The 16,613-nt window shown below is 41.2% G+C and carries 14 protein-coding genes; 9 read left to right on the forward strand and 5 right to left on the reverse strand.

Features of this window, described 5'->3' with window-relative positions:
- Window positions 1–791 (forward strand): hypothetical protein (locus OEX01_04355; protein MDH5448218.1); only part of this gene is annotated, 791 nt, incomplete at its 5' end.
- A 76-nt stretch (window positions 792–867) separates the two neighbouring features.
- Entirely contained in the window at window positions 868–1,659 is a 792-nt protein-coding gene (locus OEX01_04360) for a MinD/ParA family protein (GenBank protein MDH5448219.1), read from the forward strand.
- 20 nt (window positions 1,660–1,679) lie between these two features.
- Here OEX01_04360 and OEX01_04365 read toward each other — a convergent pair whose 3' ends face one another.
- A complete protein-coding gene (locus OEX01_04365; GenBank protein ID MDH5448220.1) occupies window positions 1,680–2,216 on the reverse strand; it encodes a helix-turn-helix domain-containing protein in 537 nt (178 codons plus the stop codon).
- A 160-nt stretch (window positions 2,217–2,376) separates the two neighbouring features.
- Here OEX01_04365 and OEX01_04370 point away from each other — a divergent pair, with 160 nt between their 5' ends.
- The 3 genes from OEX01_04370 (at window position 2,377) to OEX01_04380 (ending at window position 7,625) form a co-directional block, all read left to right on the forward strand.
- Window positions 2,377–4,626 carry an ABC transporter substrate-binding protein gene (locus tag OEX01_04370; GenBank protein MDH5448221.1) on the forward strand — a complete coding sequence of 750 codons (2,250 nt, stop codon included), beginning with the start codon at window positions 2,377–2,379 and terminating at the stop codon, window positions 4,624–4,626.
- A gap of 117 nt (window positions 4,627–4,743) precedes the next feature.
- Entirely contained in the window at window positions 4,744–5,736 is a 993-nt protein-coding gene (locus tag OEX01_04375; protein MDH5448222.1) for an ABC transporter permease, read from the forward strand.
- A 5-nt stretch (window positions 5,737–5,741) separates the two neighbouring features.
- A complete protein-coding gene (locus OEX01_04380; GenBank protein ID MDH5448223.1) occupies window positions 5,742–7,625 on the forward strand; it encodes an ABC transporter permease in 1,884 nt (627 codons plus the stop codon).
- 16 nt (window positions 7,626–7,641) lie between these two features.
- On the opposite strand, the gene OEX01_04385 is transcribed toward OEX01_04380, so the two are convergent.
- Window positions 7,642–8,037 (reverse strand): hypothetical protein, encoded by a 396-nt coding sequence (locus OEX01_04385; GenBank protein ID MDH5448224.1) that lies wholly within the window; start codon window positions 8,035–8,037, stop codon window positions 7,642–7,644.
- Between the two features lie 122 nt (window positions 8,038–8,159).
- Between OEX01_04385 and OEX01_04390 the strand changes: the two genes are divergently transcribed.
- Window positions 8,160–9,122 (forward strand): ABC transporter ATP-binding protein, encoded by a 963-nt coding sequence (locus tag OEX01_04390; GenBank protein MDH5448225.1) that lies wholly within the window; start codon window positions 8,160–8,162, stop codon window positions 9,120–9,122.
- Window positions 9,123–9,127: 5 nt separating this feature from the next.
- The gene (locus OEX01_04395) at window positions 9,128–10,135 is read left to right on the forward strand and encodes an ABC transporter ATP-binding protein (GenBank protein ID MDH5448226.1); all 1,008 of its coding nucleotides are present in this window, start codon (window positions 9,128–9,130) and stop codon (window positions 10,133–10,135) included.
- 50 nt (window positions 10,136–10,185) lie between these two features.
- Here the strand turns inward: OEX01_04395 and OEX01_04400 are convergent, their stop codons facing one another.
- Together OEX01_04400 and OEX01_04405 are read right to left on the reverse strand one after the other, a co-directional pair.
- Window positions 10,186–10,839, reverse strand: a complete 654-nt coding sequence (locus OEX01_04400) for a hypothetical protein (GenBank protein ID MDH5448227.1) — start codon at window positions 10,837–10,839, stop codon at window positions 10,186–10,188.
- 143 nt (window positions 10,840–10,982) lie between these two features.
- Window positions 10,983–12,848: a PKD domain-containing protein gene (locus tag OEX01_04405; GenBank protein ID MDH5448228.1), complete on the reverse strand. Its 1,866-nt coding sequence runs from the start codon at window positions 12,846–12,848 to the stop codon at window positions 10,983–10,985.
- 167 nt (window positions 12,849–13,015) lie between these two features.
- Here OEX01_04405 and OEX01_04410 point away from each other — a divergent pair, with 167 nt between their 5' ends.
- Entirely contained in the window at window positions 13,016–14,080 is a 1,065-nt protein-coding gene (locus tag OEX01_04410) for an archaeosortase/exosortase family protein (GenBank protein ID MDH5448229.1), read from the forward strand.
- 372 nt (window positions 14,081–14,452) lie between these two features.
- The gene (locus OEX01_04415) at window positions 14,453–14,632 is read left to right on the forward strand and encodes a hypothetical protein (protein ID MDH5448230.1); all 180 of its coding nucleotides are present in this window, start codon (window positions 14,453–14,455) and stop codon (window positions 14,630–14,632) included.
- Window positions 14,633–15,466: 834 nt separating this feature from the next.
- On the opposite strand, the gene OEX01_04420 is transcribed toward OEX01_04415, so the two are convergent.
- Window positions 15,467–16,555, reverse strand: coding sequence for an aminopeptidase (locus tag OEX01_04420; protein ID MDH5448231.1), 1,089 nt, complete (start codon window positions 16,553–16,555; stop codon window positions 15,467–15,469).
- Between the last annotated feature and the right edge of the window lie 58 nt (window positions 16,556–16,613).

A 16,613-nucleotide genomic window follows, 5' to 3' on the forward strand; every position in this document is an offset into this window, starting at 1 on the left:
AAAATTCTTGGAACAATGGTATCGAAGGGAACTATTGGAGCAGTTATAATGGGTCAGATAAGATCGAGAATGGAATCGGTGATACAGCATATATTATCAATGAAAACACCAACGACAGTTACCCTTTAATGAGTATCTTCATGCAGTTCAACCTCTCGGTAAGAAATAAAGCTTATACCCTTAACGTAGTCTCAAATTCCACAATTTCAAGTTTAAGACATCTTTACCATCAAGCTAACAATACTGCTAAAGTGAGTTTTCAGGTTAATAATAGTGAAGGCAAAGGTTTCTGCCGCATTTGCATTCCTCATGACTTAGTTGGGCCTCCTTACAAGGTGATTGCAAATTACAACATCTCCTTAACGGCTAGTACCGTTCACAGAAACAAGACACATACTTGGCTGTACTTCACCTATGATTATTCAGAGCATGAGCCGACTACCATCATCTTGTTATCCCAAGAGCAACCTGTATGGTATCAATTGTGGTTCTGGGTAACGATTTTCTTGGCAGCGGTTGTGACTGTTCTTTTTTTGCTTGTCATAAGATATCACAGGATGTCCATTAAGCAGAAAAAACTTATTCAAGTTTACGAGTTTGAACTGCAAATGCGTGCACATAAATATTTAGACACTGCACGGGCATTCTTTGAGGCTGATGTAAAAAGAAGGAAAGCCAAAATCAAGAAATTCGAAAAGAAATATAAAATAAAAGTACGACCTCGCGAAAATTTTGAAGATATTGTCAAGTTGGAGTTTGAGAAAAAAGAGAAAGAAAGAGTCACAGACTAGTCTGTTTTTATTTAACCTCTGGGTTAAGAACAGATTAAGATTTTAAGCGTTGATTATGAAAGTTTTTTGAAATAATATGAAATCTATTACGTTTGCAGTTTCAAAGGGTGGGGTAGGCAAGTCCCTTATGAGTGCAAACGTAGGTGCTGCTCTAGCTGGTAAAGACAAAAAGGTGATTTTAATTGAGGGAGATCCGAACCATCCTCTGCAAAAAATCCTCGACGTCAATATATCTACTAGTGACTGTAAGCTTGATGAAGTTGTAAAAGATGATTTGAAGATTGAGAAGGCAGTATATTCCACGAAAGTCGACAATCTGTTTTTGATTCCTTCGGGAATCTCCCTTCAAGGGTATCTTGACATAGATCCTGTGAGTTTTGCAAAGAAAATCTCTGACTTGACAGCAGATTTTATGCTTATAGATGTTCCGTTTCCCTTGGGTAAAGCAGCTTTCTTGTCGTTAGGAGTATGTGAATACTTTATCCTTCTCCTAACCGAAGACGAGTTTGTACTATGTGTTGAGTCAGCCATAGACACCATTCGTTTGGGTAGGTATTTTCTCCAGTGTGTACCACTTGGTTTTGTGTTAAATAGAATCAAAACACCTGAGAGGTTCAATGATGAATTTGTTAAAGACCTTGAAAATCTTCTTGAAATTTCTTGTATAGCACGAATAAAGGAAGATCAGAGGGTGCTAAAGTCATATGGCGGAGTAAGGCATCAGAAAGCTTTTTTGGCGTATAAAAAATTCGCTGATAGCGAGTTTTCGAAGGGTATTTTTCAAGTGGCAGCGCATCTTCTCGGTGATCTTCCGAGTCCTGAAAAGAAGAACGTGGTAGAGTTGATTTGGAATTTGGTCAAACCTTAAGAAGATTTTCGTCTCTAAACCTATTTTTCTTCTAGCAGTCTTATCATAATTCTCCAAAGCTTTACTTTTTTCTTTTCATCTCCTGTTAGGTAACTGTTTACTTTTTCTGATTCGCATTGGGTAAGTAATGATTTGAGGCAGCCTATTTCTTCTTTAGAAACATTGTTTCGCATCCCTTGAATTCTACGTGCCATTTTAGCAGTTTTGCTGAATATTATCCCTGTTTGTAGTAGATTTCCAACGTTGTCCTCTAGATGTTGAAGAAGTTTTTCAACTCTTTCTCTCCCTTCTAGCAAATATACAGTCTTTCTTGCATCAGGCTTCTTTGCAAAAATGCCTGATTCATGTCGTATCAGTCCTATTTCTTCTAATTGTTTCATATGCTTGAGTAGTCCTGGCAGTGTTATTTTCAGGTTATAGTCATTTTCTAGTTTTTTGGCAATATCTGATAAGGATCTCCATTCCAATTCTAATAGTAATCTTAAGATATATCTTCTTACTTTACTTTCGAAGATGTTTAGGCGATTCCAGAAGTCAGCTTCCAAACGTTGAACCACTCGATTAGAATAGTATTAGGATATCTGATAAGTTTAACGCATTCTTGTGGCTTTAAACTTAACTTGTAGGTTAAATTTTTGACCTAGAACATTTTTCCAAAAACTTTAATTATCCGTTGGGATATCGATAACTTGCTGAAAGAGGAAGGAGAAAAAATCAATGAAAAAAGCAAGCATTTTAGCATTTGTGTTCTTGGCAGCTTTGATGCTAATATCTATCGGCGTAGTGTTTCCAGTACGCGCAGCACCGAGGGCTGATGCTGACATTAGATTTTACGGTAGTCCAGAGGCTGGTTTCGCTGCTCTAATGGCTGATGACATCGACTTTTATCAGTGGTCGTTGACTCATGAGCAGAGAGTGAGCTCGGAAGCTGATCCAAACATCGCCATTGCAGAGTATGTTGAAAACGGAATGTCTGAGTTTGACCTAAACAACAACTACACCGTAGCTGGTACCTATCCTGGAATCAGAAACCCTCTAACCGTTAAAGAGTTCAGACAGGCTCTAACATGCGCGGTGGACAAGCAATACATCGTGGATGAAATCTTGCTGGGCGCTGGAGGAATACTCAACGTTCCAATTCCACTGAACTCCATCACCTGGTGGAACGAAACCCTACTCCAAGCGAACTACGAGTGGAAGTACGACATAACTAAGGCTGCAACGTTACTAGACGCTGCAGGATTCGTTGACACTGAACCTGATGGCACTCGAAACTATCCTGTTGGTTGGGATGGCGCAGAAGCCGGAGGCAACATGGACCCGCTTATCTTCTACATAAGAACTGAAGACAAAAGGCACGATGCCGGCATACACCTTACATACCAGTTGGACACCTTAGATGTCCCATACACCGCAATCGAAGGTACTTCAGACGTTTGCTTCCCGCCTGTTATGGGAGACCTAAACTACCACATTTACACAGGCGGCTGGAGCCTAGGAAGATACCCAACGTTCCTTTACTTCGGATACCACAGTGACTACTGGTTCTCATATGGATCAAACTACGTAACAGGCATGAACAGTTCAAACCTCCCCAACTATCCGCTGCTTGACGAATATGTTCGCGCTGTATATTTCACACCAAGTATTGCTGCAGCTAACATTTCTGCTCTAGCGGCAGGCGGATTAGGCTGGGCTGATTTGTGTGTCAACATTCCTCTATGGTCCTACACAAGCTACGTCGGCTGGCGTAAGACCATGTGCGGAGTTATCAACCAGTTCGGCTACGGATACGACAACGCGTACCAGTTCTGGAATGCATACCAAAGTGCTGGCGGCCCAATTAGGATGGGAACAGTAAACGGACCTAAGGCACTTAACCCATTGTACTCAACATGGTACTATGACTACGCAACGATGGACAGGATATTCAATGCCTTATTGATGGTGAACCCATACGATCTTACAATAGATCAAGCTGGAGCGGCTCAAGACTGGGAAGTTGGAACGTGGATCGATCCATACCCAGGTCCAAACGAGCCTTCTGAGAAATCCACAGTTACGTACTATCTGAGGTCAGACTGTGGGATAGCTGAACCAGGAACAGGCAACTATGTACGAAATCTAAACACGCATGACTTAGAGTTCTCGGCATGGTACACTTACTGCTTCCCTGATGCTTGGAACTATCCAAGCTACGAAGACCTGCACCACAGCGAAATAATCGACGACTACACGATTAAGTACTACTTCGACGACGCAAGCTACTGGTTCTACACCGCACCGCAATACCCGATACTCGCCAAAGACGAGCTGATCGACCCACTATGCAATCCAAGCTCTGCAAGTTTCACAAGTGACGGCTCAAACTGCAGTACAGGAACCCACTTCAAATTGACAGCAGAAAACATAGTACAGGTGACTTCTGACGACGTGCCAGTCGACTACTACATTTACGGTGGCTACGAAGACAGAGAGCATAACTGGATTATGCTTGAAGGCGACGTAGGAGCTGGAACATACACGATCAACTTCTACACAGACGATCTTGACCCCCACGGCTACTACCTTGCAGGCCTAGACTGGGAACTCACGTGGTACGGCTTCGGTCCCTTCTACGCCCTAGGCATAACGGAAGGCGTAGGCGGATATGCTACGCTGAACAAAAACCCATACTACTGGCTTGAAGATCCACCTTTGGGTGAGACTGACTGGCGCTGGTGGTGGAACACTCCAGGAGGACAACCCGGATGGGAGATTCCTGGACGCGACAGCGGCTACTTCCAAATCAACATCTACGACGTAGTAAAAGCCACAGGAAGCTACTGCCACAGCGGCGACAAGGTATATGACCCTGGCTACTTCCCAGGTGCAGACCTAGACAAAACCGACCTTGCACACATAGGCATCTACGACATAGTAAGCATCACAGGCAAATACGGACTAAAATGGGCAATACCCCCATAAAATCCATAGCCAAAACCAATAAGCTCAACATCTCCTCTTTTTTTTACTTTCATGCACCAAAACTTAAATATGCTGCACGTGATCTTCTAACACGAAAGATTATCTGAGATGGGATACATGGGGCTCAAAGGATACATTGGAAAAAGAATTTTTTATTCAATTATCTTAATCTGGGCTGTAATAACAGTCAACTTTATGATATTCTCGATGATGCCTGGAGATCCACTTGCGCAGTTTGTAGCAGGTCAAAGGGGAAGGATAGATGAAGACAGATATAACGAGTTGAGACACGCTTTTGGGCTTGACAGCCCCTTACACGAAAGATATCTCCTAACAATTTCTAACATGTTGACTTTTAACTTTGGCAGAGAAACCGGCAGTGGAGAACCTGTTTGGAACACTGTGCTGACACCATTGTTTAACACGATTATACTTATGGGAAGCTCAGTGATTATCTCCATCCTTATTGGAATTATTATTGGAGTAATAGTGGCTAATAAGAGAGGAGGACTTTTTGATACGTTCGTGGTAACGGGCTCATTGGTGGGCTATTCAGTTCCTATATTTTTTATAGGCTGGATAATGATATTCCTTTTTGCCATTCAGCTCGACTGGTTCCCTGCTGGAGGAACCTTTCCAGTGGAGTGGGGGCGTAATCCTCCAGCAAACATTCTAGAATTTATAGCTGGACGAGGAATTATGATAGTGTTACCAGTGATTACTTTGTTTATGTTCTCCGTTGGAGGTTGGATCCTTCTAACAAGAGCATGTGTTCTTGAAACAATCAACGAAGACTATGTGCTAACTGCAAGAGCTAAAGGTCTTAAAGAAAGAACTGTTCTATTCAAACATATTTTGAAAAATGCTTCATTACCTCTCATAACTAACGTTGCAATAGCGTTCGCCTTTCTAATAAGCGGTGCAATAATAACTGAAACACTCTTCTCATACAACGGTATGGGATTGCTAACATGGCACTCAATTTATCCTTTCCCAAATCTTCCTGTCTTGAGTGCCATTTTCTATGTAACAGGGTTACTCGTAATTGTCGCGAACTTCATCGCAGATTTGTTATACGGCATAATAGATCCTCGTGTTAGATATGGGTGAGAAAAATGGCAACAAGAAAAGCTAGAACAGCCTTCATGATAACAAGATTCCGACGAACCCTAAGTCAGATCAGTCGAAGCAAACGCGGAACTATTGGAATAGTCATTATAGTTTTTTTCGTACTCGTAGGAATCTTAGCACCAGTGATTGCTCCTTACGATCCCATAAGCCCGTGGCGTGGTGTAGGGGAATATCCAGCGTATGGCGAAGAACTCGGCCCTAAACTCACTGATACACTATGCTACCCAACATGGTATAAATATCTGCCTTGGGTCTACAAAGGCCCTATTGAAAATATAGAAACATTCTACAATTCATATCTCAATGTCCCTGAAATTAATGAAACCTTTCAACTATTTGGTCTCGTAGGAGAAAATACTTCTAAGAACTACCTTCCTTTATCCTTATATGCTGCAGAGCCCAAAAGAGTTAGCGCAACTTTCCCGAATAACACCGTGAGAGACCTAACGTTTGAAGAAGAATGGAGCTGGGACCTAGCATATCGGGACCAAATAAAAATATTGAAAGATCTCCCAGGGGGAACATTCTTTGAAGCAACGTACTTGACTGGTTCAGATATCGTGGAAACCATAGAAGTAGTGCCAGATCACATGTTTTCTTCAGAGCAAATATTTAAAAATGACTGGCAATGGAAAGCAAGTTCTCCTGATCTCATAAACACACAATACAACAGCCAAAAAGGGTTTAAAAACGATGGATGTGTGGAAATATCATACAGCCCAAAGCCGGAGGAACCCGTTCCTGAAGGAGAAGTCAATGTAGTAATGTCTAAGTCGTTTGAATATCAATACTGGGAATCGCCAAAATCCTTCCTCTTGCATATGTCCATACATGTAGAAGCTTCTACATTAAGAAACGTCAATATAACTATAATGGTACGAAATAACAGCAAAAATCAAACTTTTCTGATTACAAGTTTCCTAGCTACAAATATAAAAGAGGGACGTATATTAGATTATGTTCATACAAAAGAGGTGTCTACGAGTGCACAGACTAGGCAAAATGTTGGATTCGCTTTTCCCGAACAAGTAATCTTTTCAATGCCAGCTAACATGTCGCTTGTTATCGGTGTAGACTTTCTTGACAAAGAGAAAGATACAACTGTGTACATTGACCATTTAAATATGATAATATATGGAAACGCCTTTGGGCTTTTGGGTACAGATAATGGTAATCCAATACCCCCTCGAGACATCTTCTCAACGTTGGTTCATGGAACAAGAGTGTCCCTGATCGTAGGTGTTCTTTCCGCCCTGTTTTCTACGATTATCGGTTTATTCTTGGGGTTAACTGCAGGATACATCGGTGGAATCGTTGACGAGGGCATAATGAGATTTGCTGACTTACTTTTGGTCCTTCCAACATTGCCACTATTCATAGTTTTAATTGCAGTTATGAAAGCAACATATGGTCTAGTCAGCATGTGGAATATCATAATACTCATAACTTTCTTTGGCTGGATGAGTTTTAGCCGTTCTGTAAGATCTATGGTGCTAAGCATCCGCGAAAGACCATTCATCGAAGCTGCAAAAGCGGCTGGCGCCGGAAAATTCTACATAATAACAAAACATATTATTCCCAACGTATTTACTCTAGTCTACGTTACACTAGCCACTTCAGTTCCAGGCGCCATAATATATGAAGCCTCACTAAGCTGGTTGGGATTAGGCGACCGCACGATTCCCTCTTGGGGAAAAGTACTGTATGACTTCAACGCATCCGGAATAGCAGTCACAAAAGGGCTTACAGAATATTGGTTCTGGATATTTCCACCTTGTATTGCGATTGCTCTCCTTGCAACAGCTTTCATCCTTTTGGGATTTTCTTTGGACGAAATATTGAACCCAAGGCTTAGAGAAAGACGCTGAAACAAAGCATCAACTGTCAAGGCGTCTCACGCTCCGAACATACCAACTGGCTAACTTTCTCAGTTACGTAAATCCAAAACTTTCGTTCCAACTTTTCCAAAGCCTCCTGAGATTTTATACCTTTTAAACTTAAGAATCCCCCTCCAAAAAGCTGCAAAATAGTACCAGACCTAACAAGCATCCGCGACCGAGATCCAGCAATAAATTTCACGGTGAAATCGTTTGGATTGCCGCTAAGAGAAACATGAACATCTTCGGCAATCGAATGATCACTCTTTGGTTGCGCCGTGATACGATAGTCTCCATTAAATCCATTAAGTGAGACAGAAAAGCCGCTCTGTTTAAAAAATTGCCCGATGTAGTCAGATAGGATAGGCAATTGAATGTTTTTGTTCTGCCATCGATCCTCCATAGATTTCGCCAAGATTTGAACAGTGACTGAAAAATAAAAAGCTTCTTATCCATTGGTCAAAGCTTATATATATATGCACGCTTGCATGTATTTACAAGCTTAATGAAGCTGGGTGTGCATATATGTCTGTGCTTGACGTAAAAAACTTGACAACTTATTATAAGACTATGAGAGGTCATGTGAAGGCTGTTGAAAACGTCAGTTTTTCATTGGAAAAAGGAGAAGCAATGGGACTAGCTGGCGAGTCAGGTTGCGGAAAAACTACTGTAGCCTTATCTCTCTTGAGGATTCTGCCGTCAAACGGCAAAATATTAAAAGGTAAGATGCTTTTCAGGAATGTGGACATCACCAAATTATCCGAAGAAGAGTTAAGAAACAAAATACGATGGAAAGGTATTTCCCTTATATTCCAAGGCGCCATGAACGCTATGAATCCAATGTACAAAATAGAAGACCAGATAATCGAAGTAATTAAGCAGCACGAGCCGAAAGTAACCAAACAAGAAGCAAGGGAACGAATTGCTAAACTATTTGAAATGGTGGGCTTGGAACCTGAGAGGGCAAAAAATTATCCTCACGAATTTAGTGGGGGGATGAGACAACGTGCAATGATCGCTATGGCTCTTGCGTGTAACCCAGACATTGTAATTGCAGACGAACCAGGAACAGCCTTGGACGTCATTGTCCAAGCTCAAGTTCTGAAACTGATGAGCGAGTTAAGGGATAAGTTAAACTTGGCAATAATAATGATTACACATGACCTGTCGATCATTTCAGAAACATGCGAAAGACTCGCCATTATGTATGCGGGAAAGATAGTAGAGCTTGGAGATGTAGTAACAATGTTTAAGAAACCAGCACACCCTTATACGCAGGGGTTAATTTCAGCTTTTCCAAACATTAATGCTCCGAGACAAAAAATCGTGTCAATACATGGTTCGCCACCAGATCTCTTAGATCCGCCAGTAGGCTGCAGGTTCAACCCTCGTTGCGATTATGCGATGGACATCTGCAGAAAAGAGGAGCCCAAGTTCAAAGAAGTGTCTAAAGGCCATTTTGTAGCTTGCCATCTTGTCACTAGGTGATACTAATGGAAGAAACTATAATAAAAGTTGAAAACTTGAAAAAATGGTTTCCCGTAAAGCTAGGTTTCGTTAAAACTTTACTTACCAAACAGCAACTTTTTGTTCACGCTGTAGACGGAATCGATTTAGAATTAAAGAAGGGCGAAATATTAGGACTTGCTGGAGAAAGTGGAAGTGGAAAGACAACTGTAGGTAGACTAATTATGCGACTTATTGAGCCAACCTCTGGGAAAATATATTTCAAAGGAAAGGATATCTCCCATCTGAAGGAAGCCGCAATGAAACCGTTGCGACGACAGATGCAAATAGTATTTCAAGATCCATATGAGTCATTAAACCCAAGGATGACTGTGGGGGATATTATAGCAGAGCCGATGAGGGTGCTCGGCATTGCAGATGAGAAGGAGTTAGAGAAAAAGGTTTACAATGTTCTTGAAGATGCTGAGTTGGCTCCTCCTGAAGAGTTCGTTTTTAGATATCCTCACGAGTTAAGTGGAGGTCAGAGACAAAGAGTCGCAACAGCTAGAGCCTTCGTTATTAACCCTGAATTCATAGTTGCAGATGAACCAGTTTCTATGTTGGATGTTTCAATTAGAGCTGAAATTCTTCAATTCATGCTTTCACTGCTAGAAAAGCATCAAACTTCGTTCATATACATCACACATGACTTGGCACTATCTAGACATATGTGTGATCGCATCGTCATAATGTACCTTGGCAAAGTTATGGAACAAGGCACTAATGAACAAGTCATTTTTGAATCCTTACATCCTTACACAAAAGCCTTGATCATGGCTGTGCCAGTTCCTGACCCTACTGCTAAACGCATTGAAGTAGTGATTAAAGGTGAGATTCCAAGCCCGGTGAATCCTCCTTCTGGCTGTCGATTTCATACACGTTGTCCTTCATACATTGGTGATATTTGCCGTACAGTGGAACCACAACTTGTGGACATGGGTAAAGGACATTTAGTGGCATGTCACCTATACACAGGAAAGGAAGCAAAATCCTAACTAACTTTTTTTTCTTGGCGCATTTGGTATTTCAATACAGCATCAAATTGTTAGTGTTTCGGGTGTTTGGTCACCCATATAGATAAAGACACCCCGGCAATCATGAGCGCAATACCTATTGGGATAACAAACCAGTAAGGATACTCATTCTCTATCAGTAAACTCTGAAGTAAAAGTATTGAAGGTGGGCTCCAAACACCTATGTTACGATTGACTGTTGCATTGTAAACACCATCTATGGTAACGATTGCACTTATCTCTTGATAATAAGTAATTCCTACCATTTGGAATTCGTTGGACTTCTCAAAAATTAGTCCCCCATCATTCGATGTAAGGTTAACGCCCCAAAACCGAACAACATCCGATTGAGTGCTTTTAGGATCTGTTCCAAATATTGCAAAAAGTCTAGTCTCTTCTCCATGTGGATCAGTAATCGTAACAGGAACTTTTAGAAGATACATTTCGTACACCGAAGGCGGTTCGGCAGTCCAACCGGGACCAGGCTGCATACTTAGGTATAATCTTCTTCCTTTGCTGAAGTTACCTGCAATCCACCAAAAAGTAGCGTTCGTAAGAAGGTCCAACTTTTTATCTACGTCATCTCGAGACACTACTTTCTCCTGTTGAGAGCTAACCGCTGCAGATGTCACAATTAGACCAACAAACAGTAGAATTATTCCAAAAACCAACCATTCGTTTCTCACGATAGGCACCTTTGCTAGCTTTTTAAAATGTTAAAACATCTCGATTTTAATTAACCTTTCTAGCCATGAAACAACTTGCTTATCTTCCAAAGACTACAGAAGATTAATATTTCCCCCTTGAAGAACTGAACAAGTTAGAGACATTAACGTCGCTTCTTCAGTATAAAGTACACAGAAAAAGCTAAGGCAATAACTATCACCGTTACTACAATTACGTAGGGAATTATGTTTACAGGAGGGGCTTCAGCCTCGACCTCAACCGCTTTTGTCTCAGTTTCTGCCGACAACGTGTTTCGGTCGCCATCCCAACGGGCTTCAATCTCATATGTACCTACTTCCGACGTTTTCCACGTATAACTGTAGAAGCCATCTGTATCAGTTTTAACCACTACAACCACAGGATTAAGCTCGCCCACAGCGTAGAATTGGATGGAAACATTTACATTCTCACGTGTAGGATCTATAGAGCCTTTTATGGTAACGTTTGAGCCTACTTTAACTGTTTCCGGTTCAACGTCAATTGTGATTTTGCTTGTAGCTTTGTTTATCCCAAGCAACACAATCCCTTCGGCTCCTAAAGTTTTATCATCACCTAACCAACTGGCATTGAGGAGGACATAAGTTCCTGCTTCGGTAGTTGTCCAAACAAAGTTGTAGCTACTGTCATGCTGTGTCTTCACGGTGGCAAGCATAGTCCATGTTCCAAAAGGGTAAAACAGGTAACGAATCGTGATGTTCTCCCATGGTCTGGGGTTTTCGTGCTGATCTGTAATGATTCCGCTTATCGTTACATTGGAGCCAACTTCTACTATTTGAGGGTAAATGTTTATTGTTATGTTGCTACTCATTTTTTGTATAGTGATGGTTTTTGTTATGTTGCTTGTTAGCCCGTTTGGGTCCTTTTTAACTGTTAAGGTCACGTTGTAGTTGCCTGTGGCGTTGTAGGCATGTGTCGTTATGTTTCCTTTTGGTGAATATTCTGGGTCGTATGCACCGTCGCCGAAATCCCATCTATAGCTAAGGCTGGATCCATAGGGATCGTAGCTGGTTGAAGCATCAAAAGTTACAGTTTCTTCTACGACTGGTGACTCTGGCGAGTAGCTGAAACGAGCTACAGGCGGTATTGGCGGAAGTGGTCCCCAAGGTTCCATAAGCGGATAATTATCAACTCCCAGCCAAGGAATTTCAGTGTCGCCTATGCCATCACCAGCGACTCGTCCTCCACTTCCATCGTCTTCACCTGTATAGTCACTCCAGTAATTTCCTTCAGTTCCATTGTCCCACGATGTATTTGGACCAGCCCAAAGTACCTCTATTTGAATCGTGTTATTGACAAAATTGTTATGGTAAAAAGTGTTGTTCTGGCATGTAGGCGCTTGAATAAGCAGTCCTTTAGTGTTTAAAATTATCGAATTGCTAACAATGCTGTTGTTGCTGCTTCCAGAAGGTAAATCAATCCCGTTAAAAGTGTTGTTCACAATTATGTTGTTGAGCATTTCGCAATGTGAAGCATTGTAAAGCCATATGCCTGTGTAACAGTTCTTTACTATAACATTATTTAGAGTAACGTTTTGGCTGTCTTTAATAGAGACTCCGTAAGCTGGCAGGTCTACTCTTGTGTTTTGGATGGTAAAATTGCTTATGACAACGTCTGACGCTACTACACCTAAAATACGGGGGCTTTCAACTTTACCATCAAGAATAGTTGTTTCTGGGTCCTCTCCGATTAGTAGTATGGTTTGGTTGACAACAACATCTTCGTAATATGTTGCTGCTCTTACATAGACAGTGTCTCCGAAACTTGCTGCGTTAATAGCCTCCTGTATCATTGTGTAGTTATCTGGAACCCAAATAGTGCTGTTGGAACTGCTAAGACCGAATAGCCCACCTTCATAAGCGTTGATGTTACTAGTGTTAGCAGTTGCCTCTAAGTCAGTTAATGCCCAAAACGTCATCGGCAATGCTAGCAAACACAAAAGAATCACTAGAATAACTGTTTTGTTAAACATTGCAACAACCTTTGCCTTTGCTTTTTATATAAATATTATTGCCATGAGCTATAAAGTTAGCTAGTCTCACTGGTCTTTTCTGTCCCAGTGCAAATTATTCCTTAAGATCCAACTAACATAATATATATAAGATGATCATATGCATGCTTTTGAAAAGGAGAAGGCTTTTGAAAAAGTTATCCGATGCCCACGGAGAAAGTTCCAAGTTCAAGACATTCCATCTCATTCAGCAAGTTTTGGCAAAAATTCACTTAAAGAAAGTGCAAACCTCTTTGGCTATTTTCTTCTCGTTTGGTGTACCTATCGCTATTCTTTTCTTTTTAGATCCAAACTCGTTTCAAGCAACGTGGAAAGGCAGAACGTTCTACTTTTTCTTCTTATGGTTTATCATTCTAGAGTTGCTGCTTGATTGGGAAAAATTTCAGTCAAAAACATTCAATATCTTAAAACCTACAAGAATTGTTGTGCTTGCGGTAGCTTTGTTACTTCCATCAGTGTACGTTACTGCTGCCAACTATTTTGGACTCAACGAAGCAATTTTAGACTTAGCCAGACATTTCAATGTGCAGTGGGCGGATTGGATGCCTCTTTCCGTTGAATACTTAGTTTTTACGGCACTATTTGTTGCGATCACAATGCTCGCGCAAGGATTTGATGGCTTGAAAGATTTTTCTATTTCAGCATTTTTCTTAGGCGCCATTGGAACAGTGTACTTTATAGACAATTTGTATCCTTATGGAAGTTTCACTCCATTCCAAATTTTTGTTCCCACCACAGCTGTGCTTGCAGCGAGTGTTCTAAACTTCGTGGGCTACCAGACAAGCTTTTATTCTTCAATGGAGGGAATGCCCGTTCTGAAGGCTTGGAACTCCCAAGGCGAGCGAACGTTTAGTATAGCTTGGCCATGCTCAGGTGTGCAGAGCCTTCTCATCTACACTTTCACAATTCTGTTTTTTCTCAAGAAGACAAGCATTCCATGGGGACAAAGGATAATCTATTTCGTTTTCGGCGCGCTTGTAACTTATTTTATTAATATTCTAAGAATAGTTTCCATTTATGTTATTGCAATAAATGGTGGTGATTGGATGTTGTTTCACAACTACTATGGCGAATTGTATGCAATGGCTTGGATAATTGCCTACCCGCTTATAATAATTTGTAGCCGTATGTTCTGGGCGAAGATAAAACTGAGATTAGGCGACAAAAATGTAATGCGCAACCTTTCTCGATAAGTTATTTGCGAAGGTTACATATACCGTTAAGGTGAAGTAACCAGCAGAATACAAATTCAGTTATTATGTTAAGCGAAATGAGAGAAAACAAGCGATTCTAAAAATTAGTTCGACTGAAATAACATAAATCCCAATTTTTATAATGCCCCTCTTCAATTAAACTATGAATAAAAATCGGTGAAAAATTGAGTGAACTTTACTAATCTGGTTAAGAATGCGGTGAGAGTTGTCATCTGGAGTGTCTTTATTTTTTTGCTCATACTAGGACTAAATATGCTCTTATTTAGGTTCGTTCTGCGAGAAGTCTTTTACTACTACTACGCGATTATTGCGTTGGAAGGTTGTATTTTGGTCGTGGTAGGAGTCTCTTTTATGGAGAAAAGGAAGACGCGAGTTTTACATGATTACATTTTCACTAAGTTCACTACGACTGTAAAATATCCTGCGAGACCTGTTCTGGGTGTAGCCTTAATTGTTGTAGGATTCTCTCTGATGTTACTGTGCATTTTTACGCCATTTCTAGAGTTTCTGAAGAACTTAGCAATAAGCTAACATACTCCTATCCTTGTTCTGCTCATTAAAAAACCTTAGAATTAAATCCATTTTCCGAAAAGCGATAGTGCGGGGGGCTAGGTTTAAACATCGGTTTAAATTCTCGGGATTTTTGTAGCTTTTGTTGAGCGAGTGACTTGGTTCATTCCGTCTCCCTTGGTTTGACGGAACTTAAACGGGAGTTCAAAGCTCCCCAGGGCTACATCAACCTTAGCGCGATAGAAAAAAGGGGGATATTTATGCATTTTCACAGTGTCAAGTAGCTAATATGCTGCGTGTTAAAGGTGAAGATTCAAATTCCTCTATCAGTTCCAATCCTCTTTCTCCAGTTTTATACAAGTCACCACTCTTTTCGAGAAAACCATTGGCCTTCAAAAATTCAAGATACCTGCTAAGCTGTCCGTAACTCATGGATACCGAGCTAAGTAGATGCGTTTTCCTGATACCCTTCCTTGATGCTTTCAAAATGGCGATTGTAATGCTTAGAGATTCCCTTCTCCTTGATAGAAAACACGAACTCATGAGTCATCCAGATATATTATAAATGCATTTTCTAGAACATAAATCTATTTGCTTGTACTCAATCGTGGATGTAGACACTCAGAAAAATAGTACGAAAATCGGTAGTGCGGGGTTGGGATTCGAACCCACTCCACAGTAGAGATGTCACCCGCAACTCCCCTTTTTTCCATAAGTTCAAGATTAATTTTGATTTGTGATGGTTTTGTTTACAACGCACGCGCATCGAGCAGGCATTCTGATTCTTGTCGCTGCCTTCTTACGTTTTCCAGAAAGGAAGAAATTGACGAAGGATATGCACGCGCGGAGCAGTTGTCATATAATGAATTTTCCATTCTTCAGAATTGGTTTCTTGTTGATTGTGACTGTTGGTTTATCAATGAGGAAGTCCCAGTGCAGAGAAGATTCATTACTGCCGCCAAGCCAAGTGTTTTCCCCCAGAGCCACGTGGCATGTGCCGTATGCTTTTTCCGTTGCTAGGAGCATGTTGCCACAGGGATTAGTGCCAATGGCAAACTCAGCAATTGAGTAGGGGTTGCCAGTCGCGCTTTCAAGGCGAGGCTTAGCCAGCTCAAACATTCTCTCTGCAGAGACTTTCGCCTTCTCTTCACCGTTGAACTCGAGCCGGAAGCCCGTGGTTGTATCTCCTGGAAGATCTCTAGGATACACTACTCCAAATGCGCTTGTTTCCAAAGGTGCTACGAAGACTTCTCCTACCGGCAAGTTGTGGAGATAAGGTATGACTGACGATTTCCCATCGTCATTAATCCAAGAGCGCCCATCAGCTCTAAGTGTCAGATCAGTGCCTCTCGGACATTTCACGTGAATTTCTCCGCCTCTTTCCATTATTGCAATTAATCGTTGACCCAATTCTGTTAATTTCTCATAGTCAATATCCAGTGATGCAAGGAACAGTCGACGAGTTTCCTCGAAAGATTTACCTAGAGCTTGAGCCTGCTGCAAACAAGGATCCAGAAATCCTACCAAGTGCGTCTTCTTCTCCAAACACAATTGCTGAAGCTTACAAGCATTCCATTTTGAGATATTTTGGATTTCTACTAGTCTCTCTTTAAGTTCTGATCTTTGATAGATTGAGTTATCGAAACGGCTTCCGTTCATATAGATAAACCAGTCAGCGACATCGATCAATGCCTGAGGAATCTTCGGAAACCCTGCGAAGGTTTCAATTGGAGCTTCTAGAAGCCTAGCATCTGAGATATAATCCCCTTGGCTTCGAACTAGAACTTCTATCCCTCTTACTGCGCATTCCGCTGCAAAGGCGTATGCCAAATCTAGATTTTCGAGACCAGCATAGAAAACCGCAACCTGTTCTCGCTCAATAGGTAGTGCCCAATCCATGACTTTCTGAGCAATGTCTCGTAGTTGTTGTGATACTTGGAACATCGTCAAATCCTCAGCTTTGTGATCTGGATTTTTTATGTGCGCGCGCTATATAGGTTTA

Source organism: Candidatus Bathyarchaeota archaeon (assembly GCA_029882535.1).
Lineage (GTDB): Archaea > Thermoproteota > Bathyarchaeia > Bathyarchaeales > SOJC01 > JAOUKM01.